This is a genomic window from Terriglobia bacterium (assembly GCA_020073205.1).
Lineage (GTDB): Bacteria > Acidobacteriota > Polarisedimenticolia > Polarisedimenticolales > JAIQFR01 > JAIQFR01.
In genome coordinates this window covers 1-12314 of the sequence record JAIQFR010000034.1, presented here as the reverse complement: position 1 = coordinate 12314, position 12314 = coordinate 1, and the positions used below count along the sequence as shown (strand labels likewise).

Here is a 12314-nt window from a genome sequence, read left to right as displayed (position 1 = left end):
CCGGCCGCCCCGCGCTCAGCCGCGGTAGAGCGGGAACTCCTTGCGGAGCGGGAAGTCCGTGTAATCGTCGGGCATCAGGATGCGCCTCAGGTCCGGGTGCCCGTCGAAGACGATCCCGAACATGTCGAACGCCTCCCGCTCGTTCCAGTTGGCCGAGGCCCAGAGGTCCGCGAGCGTGGGAGCGGTCTCCCCGTCGCGGAGACGGACCTTGAGCCGCAGCCGGTCGTTCCGGGACGTGCTGTAGAGGTGGTAGACCAGCTCGACCGGCTCGGCGTCGTCCGGCCAGTGCACGGCGGTCACGTCCAGGAGGAGGTCGAACGCGCCGCCGGTGTCGTCTCGTAGACGGCGGCAGACCTCCCTGAGCCTGTCCTTCCGGACCGCCGCCCAGTGCTGTCCGCGGCACTCCCCGGCCCCTGCGACCGCGTCGGGAAACCACTCCCGTATTCGCCCGAGGGCCGTCTCGCCGTCGGCCATCCTCAATCCCACTCGAGGGCGCCGCGGCGCCAGACGTAGACGAAGCCGGCCACGAGGATCCCGAGGAACACCGCCATCTCGCCCAGCACGAACGGCTTGTCGTCCGCGAATCCGCGGAACGTCACCGCCCACGGGTAGAGGAACGCCGCCTCGATGTCGAACAGGATGAAGAGCATCGCCACCAGGTAAAACTTCACCGAGTAGCGGTGGGACTGCGCAGGGGTGAAGGGCCGGACCCCGCACTCGTAAGGCGTCCGGTCCACCTGGGACTTCCGCGGGCGTCCGAGCAGGTGGGTCAGGAGGAGGAGAACCGCAGCGACGGCGACCGCCGCACCCAGGGCGAGGAAAACCGGCACCAGACTGTCGCTCACGGGACTCCCCTCGACTTGCGGGACTCGGCGGTGCGTTCCGGCGCTCCCCGGCTCACGGATGGCCGTCCTGGTTCGTCTCGAGGATCTCGCGGCGCCGGATCCTCGACTCTAACACAGCGGCCGAAAATGTGTCAATTTGCGGGATCTCAAGGCCTTGGCGCGTCAGCGACTTGGACCGACCGGGCGGGAGGCGCGATCCTTCCGAGCGGGCCCGTCGCGGCGGGCCTCGATCTCGGCGCGCACCGCCTCGATCCCCGCGCGGGCGGCGGCGGAGGGCTGGAGCGAGTTGGCGCGGAGGAACGCGTCCAGCGCCTTGTCGAAACGCATCTGCCGGAAGTAGACGCGACCGAGCCCCTCGGGCACCTCCGCCATCGAGGACGCGCACCGGGACGCACCGTCGAGCGCGGCCTCCGCGTCACCGGCCCGATCGAGACCGAGAAGGGCCCGGGACAGGTCGATCAAGACGTGACACGCCCCGGGATGGACCGAGAGCACCGAGTTGAACGCCGATTCTGCCGCCGAGAAGCGGCCCGCGCCGAGGGCGGCGCGCCCCAGGAGGCCCACGGCCTCGGGATCCCCGGGCTGGATCCGCATCAGCCGCTGCGCGGCGGCCATCGCCTGCGTGTAGATCTCCCGCTTCCGGGTCGGATCCTGACTGGCGGCGGCGATCCTGAGCAGCGACTCCGAGAGCATCCGGCAGGGACGCGCATCGGCCGGCGTGGCGTCGGACGCCGAGGAGAACGCCGCCGCCGCGCGGTCGTAGCGGCCCATCGAAAAGTAGGCCTTGCCGAGGAGGTCCAGGAGGATCGGGTCCCGCTTGAGCGCGAGCGCCCTCTCGAGGTCGCCGGTCGCCTCACCCCAGCGCCGGAGCGCGGCGAAGAGGTAACCGCGCAGGGCGAGGAACGCGTAGGCGGTCCGGCGGTCGCGGACGAGCCGCTCCTCGTTCGAGAGCACGCCGAGGGCCATCACGTACCGGCGCTGGTCCTTGAACGCCACCGCCAGGCCGTGAACGTACTCGGCCTTGTCTCCACGCATCTCGATGGCCTTGCGGAAGCTGCGCTCCGCGTCGGCAGCGCGCCCCACCCGGAGCTGGCACTGCCCGAGCATGTACTGGCCGTAGTCGTACGTCGGCGCCGCGTCCACCATGCCCTGGAACTCCGCCGCGGCCTCGAGGAACTTGCCTGCTTTGAAGTAGCCCATCGCCTGGTCGAAGTCCGCGTGGGCCGCGCCGGCCCCGCCGAGGAAGAGCGCGGCGAGCGCGACCGCGGGGATCGAGCGCCGGCCGGTCACGGGACGAACTCCACCTTGACGGTGATCGAGACCTGCGCAGGCCGCCCGTCCTGGAAGCCCGGCCGATAGCGCCAGCGCTTGACCGCCCGCACCGCCGACGGGCAAAAGCCGAGGTCGGGCGGCGTGCACCGCAGCACGTTCACCTCCCCGACGGTTCCGTCGGGGAGCACGCTCACGTCCAGCACCACGTCGCCGCGGACGCCGAGCTGCCGCGCCCGCGCGGGATAGACCGGCTGCACCCGGCTCTCCGGCAACAGCTCCGGATCGGCCGCGCGCCCGGCGTGCTCGGGCGACGGACCCGCGGGCGGCGGCTCCGGCTCGCCCAGGAGAATCTCGGCGTCCCGCGGCAGGTCGTCCGGCGCCATCTCGGGCTCGGGCTCGACCAACGGCTCGAGGAGGTCGGGAAGCGGTCTCGCGGCCGGGGCCGCGGGGAGGCTCGAGGCCGCGGCCGCGGCGGGTGCGCTCCGCACCGGAGCGGCCCCGGTCGAAAGAGCGGGGCGCTCGGCTCGCGACGGGGCCGCGGGAATGATCGCGTGCGCAAGCGTCGGCCGCCGCGCGGCGGAAGAGCCCGCGCGCCCCCGCGACGTCCCCACCGGCCGGGGGAGCGGGAGAAGCGCCCCCGCGACGTGGAGCACGAGAGCTCCTGCGAACGCCGCAGCGAGCAGGCGGCCCTCGCCGCGGTGCAGCAGCGACACGTGGAGTTCGCCGCTCGCCCTCAGGTGGTCCTCGAGCCGCAAGCCCCCGGATTCCGGGGTCATCGCCGGCCCCCGCTCGCGCCGATCCCCTCGTGGGCGAACGGATCCCGCCCCAGCGACCGGGACCACGCCATGACCTCCGCGTGGGTCGGCACCAGAAGCCGCCGCACCCTGAAACCCGATGAGCCTTCCCCGGCGGCGAGGAGATCCACCACCGCGACCATCGCGGCGTACGGTGCGTCGTCGCTCACGTGGAAGACGACCGGCCTCGACCCGTTCCGGCCGAGCTTCGGCTCGAGCCGCGACAGGAGCCGCTCGATGGCCACCGGCTCTCCGTCCAGGACGAGCGACGCGTCCGGGAGCATCGAGAGAAACGCGGCGTCGCCCGGCGCCGGGAGCGCGACCCCCTCCGAGCGGCCCGGGAGCTTCACGAGGAGCCCTCGCGGCGCGGACAGCGTGGAGGAGACGGCCACCAGCAGGATCAGGATCAGCGACAGCCCGCCGGCCGGCGCGACCGGGATCTCCGCGCGGGTCCCACCCGTCCTGAGCCTCATCGCACGTCACCGGCCCGAGGGGCCCGGGTCAGGAGCGTCAGCTCCCGGACCCCGGCCTTCCGGAGCTGCTCGAGGACGTCGTCCACCAGGCCGTAGCGGATTGCGGCGTCCGCCTTGACCACGAACGGCCGGTCGGGATGTTCCGCCACCACCCGCAGCGCCGCGAGGAAGATGTCGGTGGGCCCGCCGAGGCGCCGGCTCGCCTCTTTCCCGTCCGAGAAGCGGTACTCCAGCGTCCCCCAGCGCTCCTCCCGTGCCTCGCGAGCGATGACCACGCACGCGGCGCCACGGCCGGCGTCGAGACGGACGCGGGATGACGGCAGCACGAGCCGGGTCCGGTCCACCTCCGCGGCGAGGGCCAGGAGCAGGAACGGGGCGAGCAGCGCGCCGAGCGTCGCGAGCGGGACCGCGGAGACGCCGCCGCCGGCGCCCGTCGCCCGCCGGAACCGGCGACTCCGGCCTACGCCCGGATCCGCTCCATCTCGGAGAAGGTCTCGACGACGGCGCACGCGGCGACCTCCATCTCACGGGCGCAAGAGCCGACGCGTCCGGAGAAGTAATCGTGGAACGACTTGGTCACGAGCGCGACGACGAGCCCCCACGCCGTCGTGTGGAGCGCCACCGAGATGCCCTGCGCAACGACCCCTGGATTGCCGAGCCCTTGGTCGGCCACCGCGTCGAACGCGACGATGAGCCCGATCACGGTGCCGAGGAAGCCGAGGAGCGGCGCGACCGCGGTGATGCTCGCGAGGAGGCCCAGGTACCGCTCGAGGTAGGCGATCTCCTCGATCGCGGCGTGCTCCATCGCGCGGTCCACCGCCTCGGGCGGCGAGCCGTGCTTCAGGAGCCCGGCCTTCACCGCGACCGCCACGGGGCCGCGGTGAAGGCCGCATGCGGCCACCGCCTCGGCGACCCTGCCGTCGAGGAGCGCCGCGCGGATGCCGAGGAGGAACTCGCCGGTGTCCATCCGGATCCGGCGGAAGACCGCCAGCTTGTAGACGATCGCGGTGAGCGCGATCAGCGAGCAGAACGTGATCGGATGCATGGCGGGGCCGCCGGCCAGGTAGTGCTTCCACACCACCCCCGACAGGCCGCTGACGAAGTCCACGTTGTCTCCTCCGATGCCTCCTCGGATGGTATCCCGGGGCCTGGGGGCTGTCAAAAAGCCCTGCGATGCGGCGTCCTGTTAAGATGGCCCCATGAAGCGACTCGCCGCCCGCTTCCACCCGGAACTGGCGCTCTTGATCCTCGTTGCCGTGCTGACACGCGCCCTCGCTCTCGCCCGTCCCGCCGCCACGGTCTTCGACGAAATCCACTTCGGGCAGTACGCCGCGTCCTATTTCACCCATCAGTTCTACTTCGATCTACACCCGCCCCTCGGCCAGCTGCTTTTCGCCGGCTGGGCCTGGCTGTTCGACGCCGGCACGAGGCCTGCGGTCGATGGGCCGGCGACGGTGTTGCGCCTGCTCGCCGCCCTGGCCGGCATCGCCATCGTCGCTCTCGTTTACGGCGTGCTTCGACGGCTCACCGGATCACGGCTGGCTGCGTTCCTCGCGGGACTGGCGATCGCGCTCGACGGAGCCTTCGTCGCCCAAGCCCGATTCGTGCTGGTGGACAACTTCCTGATCGCCTTCGGACTGGGCGCCGTCTACGCCGCCTTGCGCTGGCGAGGACACCCCCGTGCGGGTTGGCTGATCCTGGCCGGCCTTATGGCCGGCGGCGCCGTCTCGATCAAGTGGACCGGTCTGAGCGCGCTCGCGCTCGTCCTCGTGATCGTGGTCCGGGAGGAGTTCGCCCGGGCGCGAGCAGGGTCGCGCCGCTCGGTCGAGCTCGCGGTGGTCGTGTTCCTGGCGGCCCTCGTCTACGTCGCCCCGTTCCGGATCCACTTCGGGCTGCTCACCCGCTCCGGCACGGGAGACGAGTTCATGCCCGAAGACTTCCAGGCCGCGTTGATCGGCAATCCGGACTACCTGCCCTCGGCGGGACCCGGATTCTGGACGAAGTTCCTCGAGCTGAACCAGGCGATGTACGAGGGCAACGCCACGCTGACCGCCACGCATCCGTATGGCTCGAGGTGGTACACCTGGCCCGCCGAGGCTCGGCCGATCCACTACTGGGACGGGCCGTATCGGTTGGCCGACGGCCGGCAGGGGAACATCTACCTGATCGGCAACCCGCTCGTCTGGTGGCCTGCGTCGCTGAGCGTCATCGTCGCGATCGTGCTGTTGATCAGGAACTGGCGGGCACTGCGGAAACGGAGCCTCCTGCAGGCGCTGGCGTTCCTGATCCTCGCCTATCTCCTCAACTGGCTTCCGTTCGCGGCGATCGGCCGGGTGATGTTCCTCTACCACTACCTGTTCGCCGCGATCGCGAGCGTCATGATCCTCGCCACGTTGATCGGATCGGCGCTTCCCGAAGATCCGAGATGGACCCGATCGCCGCGCCACTGGGCTGCCCTGGGCTTCATCGCTCTCAGCGTCGGAGGATTCCTCTTCTTCTCGCCGCTCACGTATGGCTGGCCGATGACTCCCGCCCAGCACGACGCCCGGGTCTGGCTGAGCGGCTGGCGGTAAAGGCGGAGGCGGGACCTACTCGTACCGCAGCGACTCGATCGGGTCGAGCCGTGCCGCCTTGGCGGCGGGGTAGATCCCGAAGAAGAGGCCGACGGCGGACGAGAAGCCGAACGAGAGGACGACCGCCCAGACCGGCACGAAGGCGCCGGGCCAGTTCGGGATCAGCTTCGCGGCGAGCAGGCCGGTCAGGACCCCCAGCAGGATGCCGGTGATCCCTCCCATGAGCGCGAGCACCACCGCTTCGATCACGAACTGCACCATGATGTGCGCGCGCCGCGCGCCCACCGCCTTGCGGACGCCGATCTCGCGGGTCCTCTCGGTGACCGACACCAGCATGATGTTCATGATCCCGATCCCGCCGACCAGGAGCGCGATCGAGACCACGCCGGCGACGACGTAGGTCACGCCGTTCGCGAACTTGCTGAACGACTTCAGGATCTGGGTCTGGGACGTGATCTCGAAGTCGTCGGGCTGGTCGGAGCGGAGGCGGTGCCGGATCCTGAGGAAGTTCTCCATCTCGTCCGTCGCCCGGTCTACGTCCGCGGCGTTCTTGACGTGGACGAGGAGGGCAACCTGTTTCGCCACCTGCTCGCCGTACACCCCGACCGCGGTGCTGAAGGGGATCAGCACGAACTTGTCGAAGTCCTGTCCAAGGAGCTGTCCCTTCGGCTCCATGACGCCGATGATCCGGTACGCGTCGCCTCCGATCGTGATGGTCTTGCCCACGGGGTTCCGCGGCAGCTTCAGCTCCTTGAGGACGCCGTTCGCGATCACGCAGACCTTCTGCCGCTCCCGGTCGTCCACGGGGCTGAAGAAGCGGCCGAGCTCGACGTAGTAGTTCCTCAGGTCCTGGAAGATCGGCGTGGTGCCGATGACGGGGTAGTCGCCCGACTCCTCGCCCACCTTCATGTGGCCGAACTGCTGGATGATCGGCGCGACCGCCTCGACGTAGTGGCTCGCCGAGACCAGCGCCAGCCCGTCCTCGTACGTCAGCTCGACCCTCGCGAGCTTCTCCCCTTCCTTCCCCGGCGGCCTCCTCGGCCCGATCACCACCGAATTGGAGCCCAGGCTCTCGATCTCCGCGGTGATGACCTGCGAGAACCCCTGCACGATCGACACGACCGCGATCACCGCCCCGACGCCGATGACGATGCCCAGCGTGGTCAGGAACGACCGCATCTTGTTCGACCAGAGCGATTTCAGGGCGAGGATGAGGTTCTCGAGGAACACGGATCACGCCTCCGCGGGCGCGGCTTCCCGGCGATTCTGCGTGTCCGACACGATCTGTCCGTCGCGGAGGCGAATCACGCGCGCGGCCCGGCGGGCGAGCTCCTCCTCGTGGGTCACGAGGATGAGCGTGTTCCCCTCGGCGTGGAGCTGGTCGATGAGCACCATGATCTCGTCGCCGGTCTTCGAGTCCAGGTTCCCCGTGGGCTCGTCGGCGAGGAGGATCGAGGGGGTGTTCACCAGCGCGCGGGCGATGGCGACGCGCTGCCGCTGGCCGCCGGACATCTCGTTGGGACGGTGGTGCATCCGGTCGCCGAGCCCCACCGCCTCGAGCGCGTGCTTCGCGCGCTCGTGCCTCTCGCGCCTCGTGACCCCCGAATAGATCAGGGGCAGCTCCACGTTCTGCAGCGCGTCGGTCCTCGGGAGCAGGTTGAACGTCTGGAAGATGAACCCGATCTCCCGGTTCCGGATCCGGGCCAGCTCGTCGTCCCCCAGCGTGCCGATCTCCTGCCCCTTGAGGCGGTACGAGCCGGACGTCGGCGAGTCGAGGCAGCCGATCAGGTTCATGAGGGTGGATTTCCCGGAGCCGGAGGGGCCCATGACCGCCAGGTAGTCGCCCTTCTTGATCTCGAGCGAGATCGCGTCGAGCGCCTTCACTTGGGCCTGGCCCATGTCGTACGTCTTGTGGACGTCCTTGAACTCGATCAGCTCTTCCATGGGTGCCCTCGTCCGGCCCGGACGCCGTCATTCGACGGTGATCTCGACGCCCGACTCCTTCGCCTTGGAGGTGCTCTCCTTGACCGCGTCGCCGTCCTTCAGCTTCTTGACCTCGCGGTAGGGTCCGGTGACGACGGTATCGCCCTCGGCGATCCCGTCGAGGATCACGACGCTGGTCTCGTCGCTGATCCCGGTCTTGACAGGCACGAGCACCGCCTTCACGTTCACGACCTTGAGCACCACCTCGCGCTGGTCGGATCCGGCGAGGCCGGGCTTGGAGGGCACCGGGGCCGGCCCGCCGACCTTCGGATCGGTCACGGCGGCCTTCGCGCCGCCCGCGGCTTCCGCGACCTTCGGTCCCTTCGCGTCGTCCTTGGCCCCGCCCTTGCCGGCCTTCGCCCGCTGCACGAGGATCTTCTCCACGTCCGCCGCGGGCCGGAGGAGCACGGATTGGATCGGGACCGTGACCGCGCGCTCCACCCGCTTCGTCTCGATCCGCGCCTTCGCGGTCATGCCGGGCCTCAGGGACGGGTCGGGCTGGTTCAGGGCGACCTTCACCGGGAAGACCAAGACCTCCTGCCCCGTCCGCTTCGTCGCCGTTCCCCCGATCTCCGTGACCTTTCCGTCGTAGGGGTGGGTCTCCCCCACCGCGTCCACGGTGACCCGGGCGGGCTGTCCCGGCCGAACCTGGACGACCCGAGTCTCGTCCACGTCCACCTCGGCCAGCACCTCGCCCATGTCCGACACCACCATGATCACGGTGCCGGGGTTGTTCATGGTGCCGGTGAGCGTCATCTCGCCCAGCTCCGCGTTGAGCAGGGTGACGATGCCGTCGATCGGCGAGATGATGGTGGTCTTGCGCAGCTCGTCCCTGGCGGTTGAAAGGCTCGCCTCGGCCTGCGAGATCTGCTCGTTGAGGCTTTTGAGGTTGATCTCGCCGGTCTTCACGTCGAGCTCGTTCTTCTCGAGGACCTCGGGGGAGATCAGTTTGTCCGCGTAAAGCGAGCGGTTACGGCTCAGCGTGCGGCGGCCGTTCTCGAGGGAGACGTTCTGCTGCTCGAGGGCGATCCGTCCCATCCTCAGGTTCGCCTCGAGCCGGTCCACCTCGGACTTGTACTGGTCGGGCTTCAACTGGACGAGGAGATCGCCCTTCTTGACCGGGTCCCCTTCCTTCACCGGGAGGGTCACGATCTCGCCCATCACCTGCGACTGAACGTTGACCTTCATGCGCGGCTGGATCCGTCCCGAGGCGGTCACGGCGGAGATCACGTCCTTCTTCTCCGCCTTGGCCATGTAGACCTCCTCCCCCTTGGCCTGCTGCCGGCTCAGGAGGGAGGTGGCCACGATGGCGCCGAGCACGACCACGGCGGCGCCGCCGATGAGCGACTTCTGGAGTACGGTCAACTTCGCCTCGTCTCAACCGCCGAAGGCGGCGCCGATCAGCGCTCCGATCATCTTGATGCAGACCCAGACCACCCACAGGCCGCCCACCGTGAGCGCGGACGCCTTGGGCGTCAATCGGGTGATCCGCGACAGGGCGATCACGCCGACGACGATCGCCCAGATCTCGAAGAGGTCCACGTTCAGCGCGAGGCTGTAGAGCGGCCGGCTGGCGGTCTCCGGGTTCATGAGCGCGCCGAGGTTGGACTTCAAGAGCGTCTCCACCTCGAGGATGCTGATCGATTTCCGTGGCGCCGCGACCGCCACCAGCAGGACCCCCTTGAGCGCCTGCACCATCTGGACGTAGGCGTATCCGGCGACCACCGAGAGGTAGCTCGTGCTCTTCCCCCAGGCGGCGGCGATGCCGTGATAGAACGCCGGGACGAGGAACAGCGGCACCAGGAACAGGACCGACCAGACGAACCGGATGGGTCCCTGGGTCATCTTCGTCATCTGCCCGCGGATCGCCTCCTCGATCTTCGTTCGGTCGGCGTCGGTCATCCCGGTCCGGACCTTCTCCATCCTCTGCATCTGGACCCGGACCGCTTCGTCGACGTCGAGCTTCGGCGAGACGAGGATTGCGCCGGCGATGCCCAGCAGGATCAGGATGGCCACCGGGACCATCCAGTCCCGTCCCCGCTTCCTGGCGATCGACTCGAAGACCTTGGACGGCGAGAAGAAGACGTTGAGGAGCCGGGAGCCCGCCCCCATCTCGCTCCCGGCGCCGACCGATCCCGGAGTGCTCTCCATGTTCATTTCCTCGTTCCGGACTCCATCCGGAGGTTGCGGGCCTCGAGGAGCGTTCCCTGCGCACGCTCCAGGGCGGCGAGCGCCTTGTTGTAATCGGTCATCGCCTGGATCTCCGCCTGCTGGGCGTTCGCAAGGTCGGTCTGGAACGTCAGCACCTCGAACGAGGTGCTCATGCCGTTCTCGAACTTCTTCTGCTCCGCCTCGAGCTTCTTCTGCTGCAGCAGGGTGTTCGAGCGGGCCGCGGTGACCCGCTTCACGCCGGACTCGATGTTGCGAACCGCGGTGCGGACGTCCACGCGAACGGTCAGGTCGGTGTTCACGAGGGACAACTCGGCCTTCTCACGGGTGAGGGTTGCCGTGGCGTAGCCGGCCTGCTCCCGCCGATTCCCGAGCGGATACGTCAAGACGAGACCGACGCTCCAGTCGTAGTTCCGGAACTTGGGGATCTCGGTGAAGGAGTCGCTCAGGCCCCCCACGATCGGCTGGACGTCGGTGCCGACGACCCTCTGGCCGATGATGTTGTTGCCGCTGGGAGTGACCCCGGCGGTCAGGTCGAGTTGTGGCCGCAGCCTGCGCCGCGCCACCTGCTCCGCCAGCTGCTTGTTCTGGAGATCGAGCCGGGCGCTCGTCATCTCGCCCCGCGACTCCAGCGCCTTCTCGATGGCGCGCCCGAGGTCGGGCGACCGGGGCTCGAACGTCGGCTGGTCGGTGGGCACGATCGGCTGGTCCCAGAGGCGGCTGTCCTTCGGGACGGCCAGGAGCTGGCGGAGGTTGTCCTGGGAGCTGGCCAGGCCCGCCTCCGCGAGGATGACTCCTTCCTCGCGCGATGCGACGCCCGCCTCGGCTTGAGTGATCTCGATCGGGGCGAGCGTTCCGACCTCGACCTTCCTCTTGTTGAGGTCGTAGAGGTCCTGCGCGAGCTTCAGGGACTTCTTCGCGACCGCCAGCGTCTCGCCCGCGGCGACGAGGTCCCAGTAGGCGTCCTCGACGGATTCGATCGTCAGTTGAGCCTGGCGCTTGAGGTCCGCATCGCTCATCTCGACGCCGCGCTTGGCCATGACGAGGTTCTCGGTCGTCGCCTCGCTGCCGTACCCCTTGAGGAGCGGCATGCTCCAGCCGAAGGTCAGCCCGGTGTTGATGGACGGGTTGTACGAGCGAAACGACGGGGACTGGTCGCTTCTCGACGAGTTGAGCCCGACCTGGTAGGTGCCGCCGAAGTTGAGCAGCTGGGTCCAGGTCGCCCCCGCGTTGTCGTTGGTCGTCTTCGAGCCGATGGAGACGAACTGCAGCGTGCCCGTGGAGAAGTCCGGCTGCAGGATCTCCTCGGTCTTCGAATACGAGTGCTGGAACGTCCCGCCGAGCACGGGGTCGAAGACCGCCTTCGCCAGGTCGACGTTGAGCGCCGCGATCCGCGGATCCCGCCTTGCGATGACCAGGCCCAGGTTGTTCTCGAGGGCCGAGCGAAGGGCGTCCGCCAAGGAGAGACGGACCCCCTCCTCTCCCTTCGCCTCTTCCGCCCGGGCGGGCTGGCAGAAGAGGACGGCGGCCAGGAGGCACACCGAGACCGCCATCAGCATCGTCCGCGTTCTACTCACCTCGTGACCTCCCTATGTTTCGGTCGAGGAGCTTGATGTTGTCTCATTTATTACGAGCCGCCGCAACCGGCGGTTTCAGGTACCGTCGGACGAGCCGCCGTCGGGATGGACGCGGTGGCAGGCCACCTTCCGCCCCTCCCCGGCGGGGAGCAGCACCGGCGCCAGGCGCGAGCAGGTTTCGTCCGCCACGGGGCAGCGCGGGTGAAAGGCGCATCCCGGGGGCGGACGGGTCGGCGACGGCGGCTCTCCCTCGAGGGCCGGAGGGGCCGGAGGGCCCGGCGACGGCCTGGGCGCGGAGGCCAGGAGCGCCTTCGTGTAGGGGTGGAGCGGCTCCCGGTAGAGCGAGGCCGCGTCGGCTTCCTCGACGATCCTCCCGAGGTACATCACCGCGACCCGGTCGCTGATGTGCTCGACGATCCTGAGATCGTGGGCGATGAAGAGGTACGCGAGACCGAGCCGCTCCTGCAGCTCCACCATGAGGTTCACGATCTGCGCCTGCACCGGCGGATCGAGGGCCGAGACCGGCTCGTCCGCGACCACGAACCGCGGGGAGCAGGCGATCGCCCTCGCGATGCCGATCCGCTGCCGCTGCCCGCCGGAGAACTCGTGCGGGTACTTCGCCGCCGCC

At 69.3% G+C, this 12314-nt stretch carries 14 protein-coding genes; 1 reads left to right on the top strand and 13 read right to left on the bottom strand.

Annotation, left to right across the window (positions count from 1 at the left end; genetic code table 11):
- Positions 1-15 precede the first annotated feature (15 nt).
- From LAO51_09090 to LAO51_09060, 7 genes are all read right to left on the bottom strand, one after another.
- Positions 16-474, bottom strand: coding sequence for an NADH-quinone oxidoreductase subunit C (locus LAO51_09090; protein MBZ5638894.1), 459 nt, complete (start codon positions 472-474; stop codon positions 16-18).
- 2 nt (positions 475-476) lie between these two features.
- Positions 477-845: an NADH-quinone oxidoreductase subunit A gene (locus LAO51_09085; protein ID MBZ5638893.1), complete on the bottom strand. Its 369-nt coding sequence runs from the start codon at positions 843-845 to the stop codon at positions 477-479.
- Positions 846-1007: 162 nt separating this feature from the next.
- On the bottom strand, positions 1008-2135 hold the full coding sequence (locus LAO51_09080) for a tetratricopeptide repeat protein (protein MBZ5638892.1): 1128 nt from the start codon (positions 2133-2135) through the stop codon (positions 1008-1010).
- A complete protein-coding gene (locus LAO51_09075) occupies positions 2132-2893 on the bottom strand; it encodes an energy transducer TonB (GenBank protein MBZ5638891.1) in 762 nt (253 codons plus the stop codon). Before LAO51_09075 ends, LAO51_09080 begins: the two co-directional genes overlap by 4 nt.
- The gene (locus tag LAO51_09070) at positions 2890-3384 is read right to left on the bottom strand and encodes a biopolymer transporter ExbD (protein MBZ5638890.1); all 495 of its coding nucleotides are present in this window, start codon (positions 3382-3384) and stop codon (positions 2890-2892) included. The genes LAO51_09075 and LAO51_09070 overlap by 4 nt, the downstream gene beginning before the upstream one ends.
- Positions 3381-3893 carry a hypothetical protein gene (locus LAO51_09065; protein ID MBZ5638889.1) on the bottom strand — a complete coding sequence of 171 codons (513 nt, stop codon included), beginning with the start codon at positions 3891-3893 and terminating at the stop codon, positions 3381-3383. The genes LAO51_09070 and LAO51_09065 overlap by 4 nt, the downstream gene beginning before the upstream one ends.
- Positions 3845-4492 carry a MotA/TolQ/ExbB proton channel family protein gene (locus LAO51_09060; protein ID MBZ5638888.1) on the bottom strand — a complete coding sequence of 216 codons (648 nt, stop codon included), beginning with the start codon at positions 4490-4492 and terminating at the stop codon, positions 3845-3847. The genes LAO51_09065 and LAO51_09060 overlap by 49 nt, the downstream gene beginning before the upstream one ends.
- 91 nt (positions 4493-4583) lie before the next feature.
- Between LAO51_09060 and LAO51_09055 the strand changes: the two genes are divergently transcribed.
- Positions 4584-5957, top strand: coding sequence for a phospholipid carrier-dependent glycosyltransferase (locus LAO51_09055; GenBank protein MBZ5638887.1), 1374 nt, complete (start codon positions 4584-4586; stop codon positions 5955-5957).
- Between the two features lie 15 nt (positions 5958-5972).
- Here LAO51_09055 and LAO51_09050 read toward each other — a convergent pair whose 3' ends face one another.
- The 6 genes from LAO51_09050 to LAO51_09025 form a co-directional block, all read right to left on the bottom strand.
- The gene (locus LAO51_09050; GenBank protein MBZ5638886.1) at positions 5973-7187 is read right to left on the bottom strand and encodes an ABC transporter permease; all 1215 of its coding nucleotides are present in this window, start codon (positions 7185-7187) and stop codon (positions 5973-5975) included.
- Positions 7188-7190: 3 nt separating this feature from the next.
- Complete coding sequence (locus LAO51_09045; protein ID MBZ5638885.1) at positions 7191-7892, bottom strand: ABC transporter ATP-binding protein; 702 nt, start codon at positions 7890-7892, stop codon at positions 7191-7193.
- Between the two features lie 36 nt (positions 7893-7928).
- Complete coding sequence (locus LAO51_09040; protein MBZ5638884.1) at positions 7929-9305, bottom strand: efflux RND transporter periplasmic adaptor subunit; 1377 nt, start codon at positions 9303-9305, stop codon at positions 7929-7931.
- Between the two features lie 12 nt (positions 9306-9317).
- Positions 9318-10091 (bottom strand): YIP1 family protein, encoded by a 774-nt coding sequence (locus LAO51_09035; GenBank protein MBZ5638883.1) that lies wholly within the window; start codon positions 10089-10091, stop codon positions 9318-9320.
- Between the two features lie 2 nt (positions 10092-10093).
- The gene (locus LAO51_09030) at positions 10094-11686 is read right to left on the bottom strand and encodes a TolC family protein (protein MBZ5638882.1); all 1593 of its coding nucleotides are present in this window, start codon (positions 11684-11686) and stop codon (positions 10094-10096) included.
- Positions 11687-11761: 75 nt separating this feature from the next.
- Positions 11762-12314 (bottom strand): ABC transporter ATP-binding protein (locus tag LAO51_09025; GenBank protein MBZ5638881.1); only part of this gene is annotated, 553 nt, incomplete at its 5' end.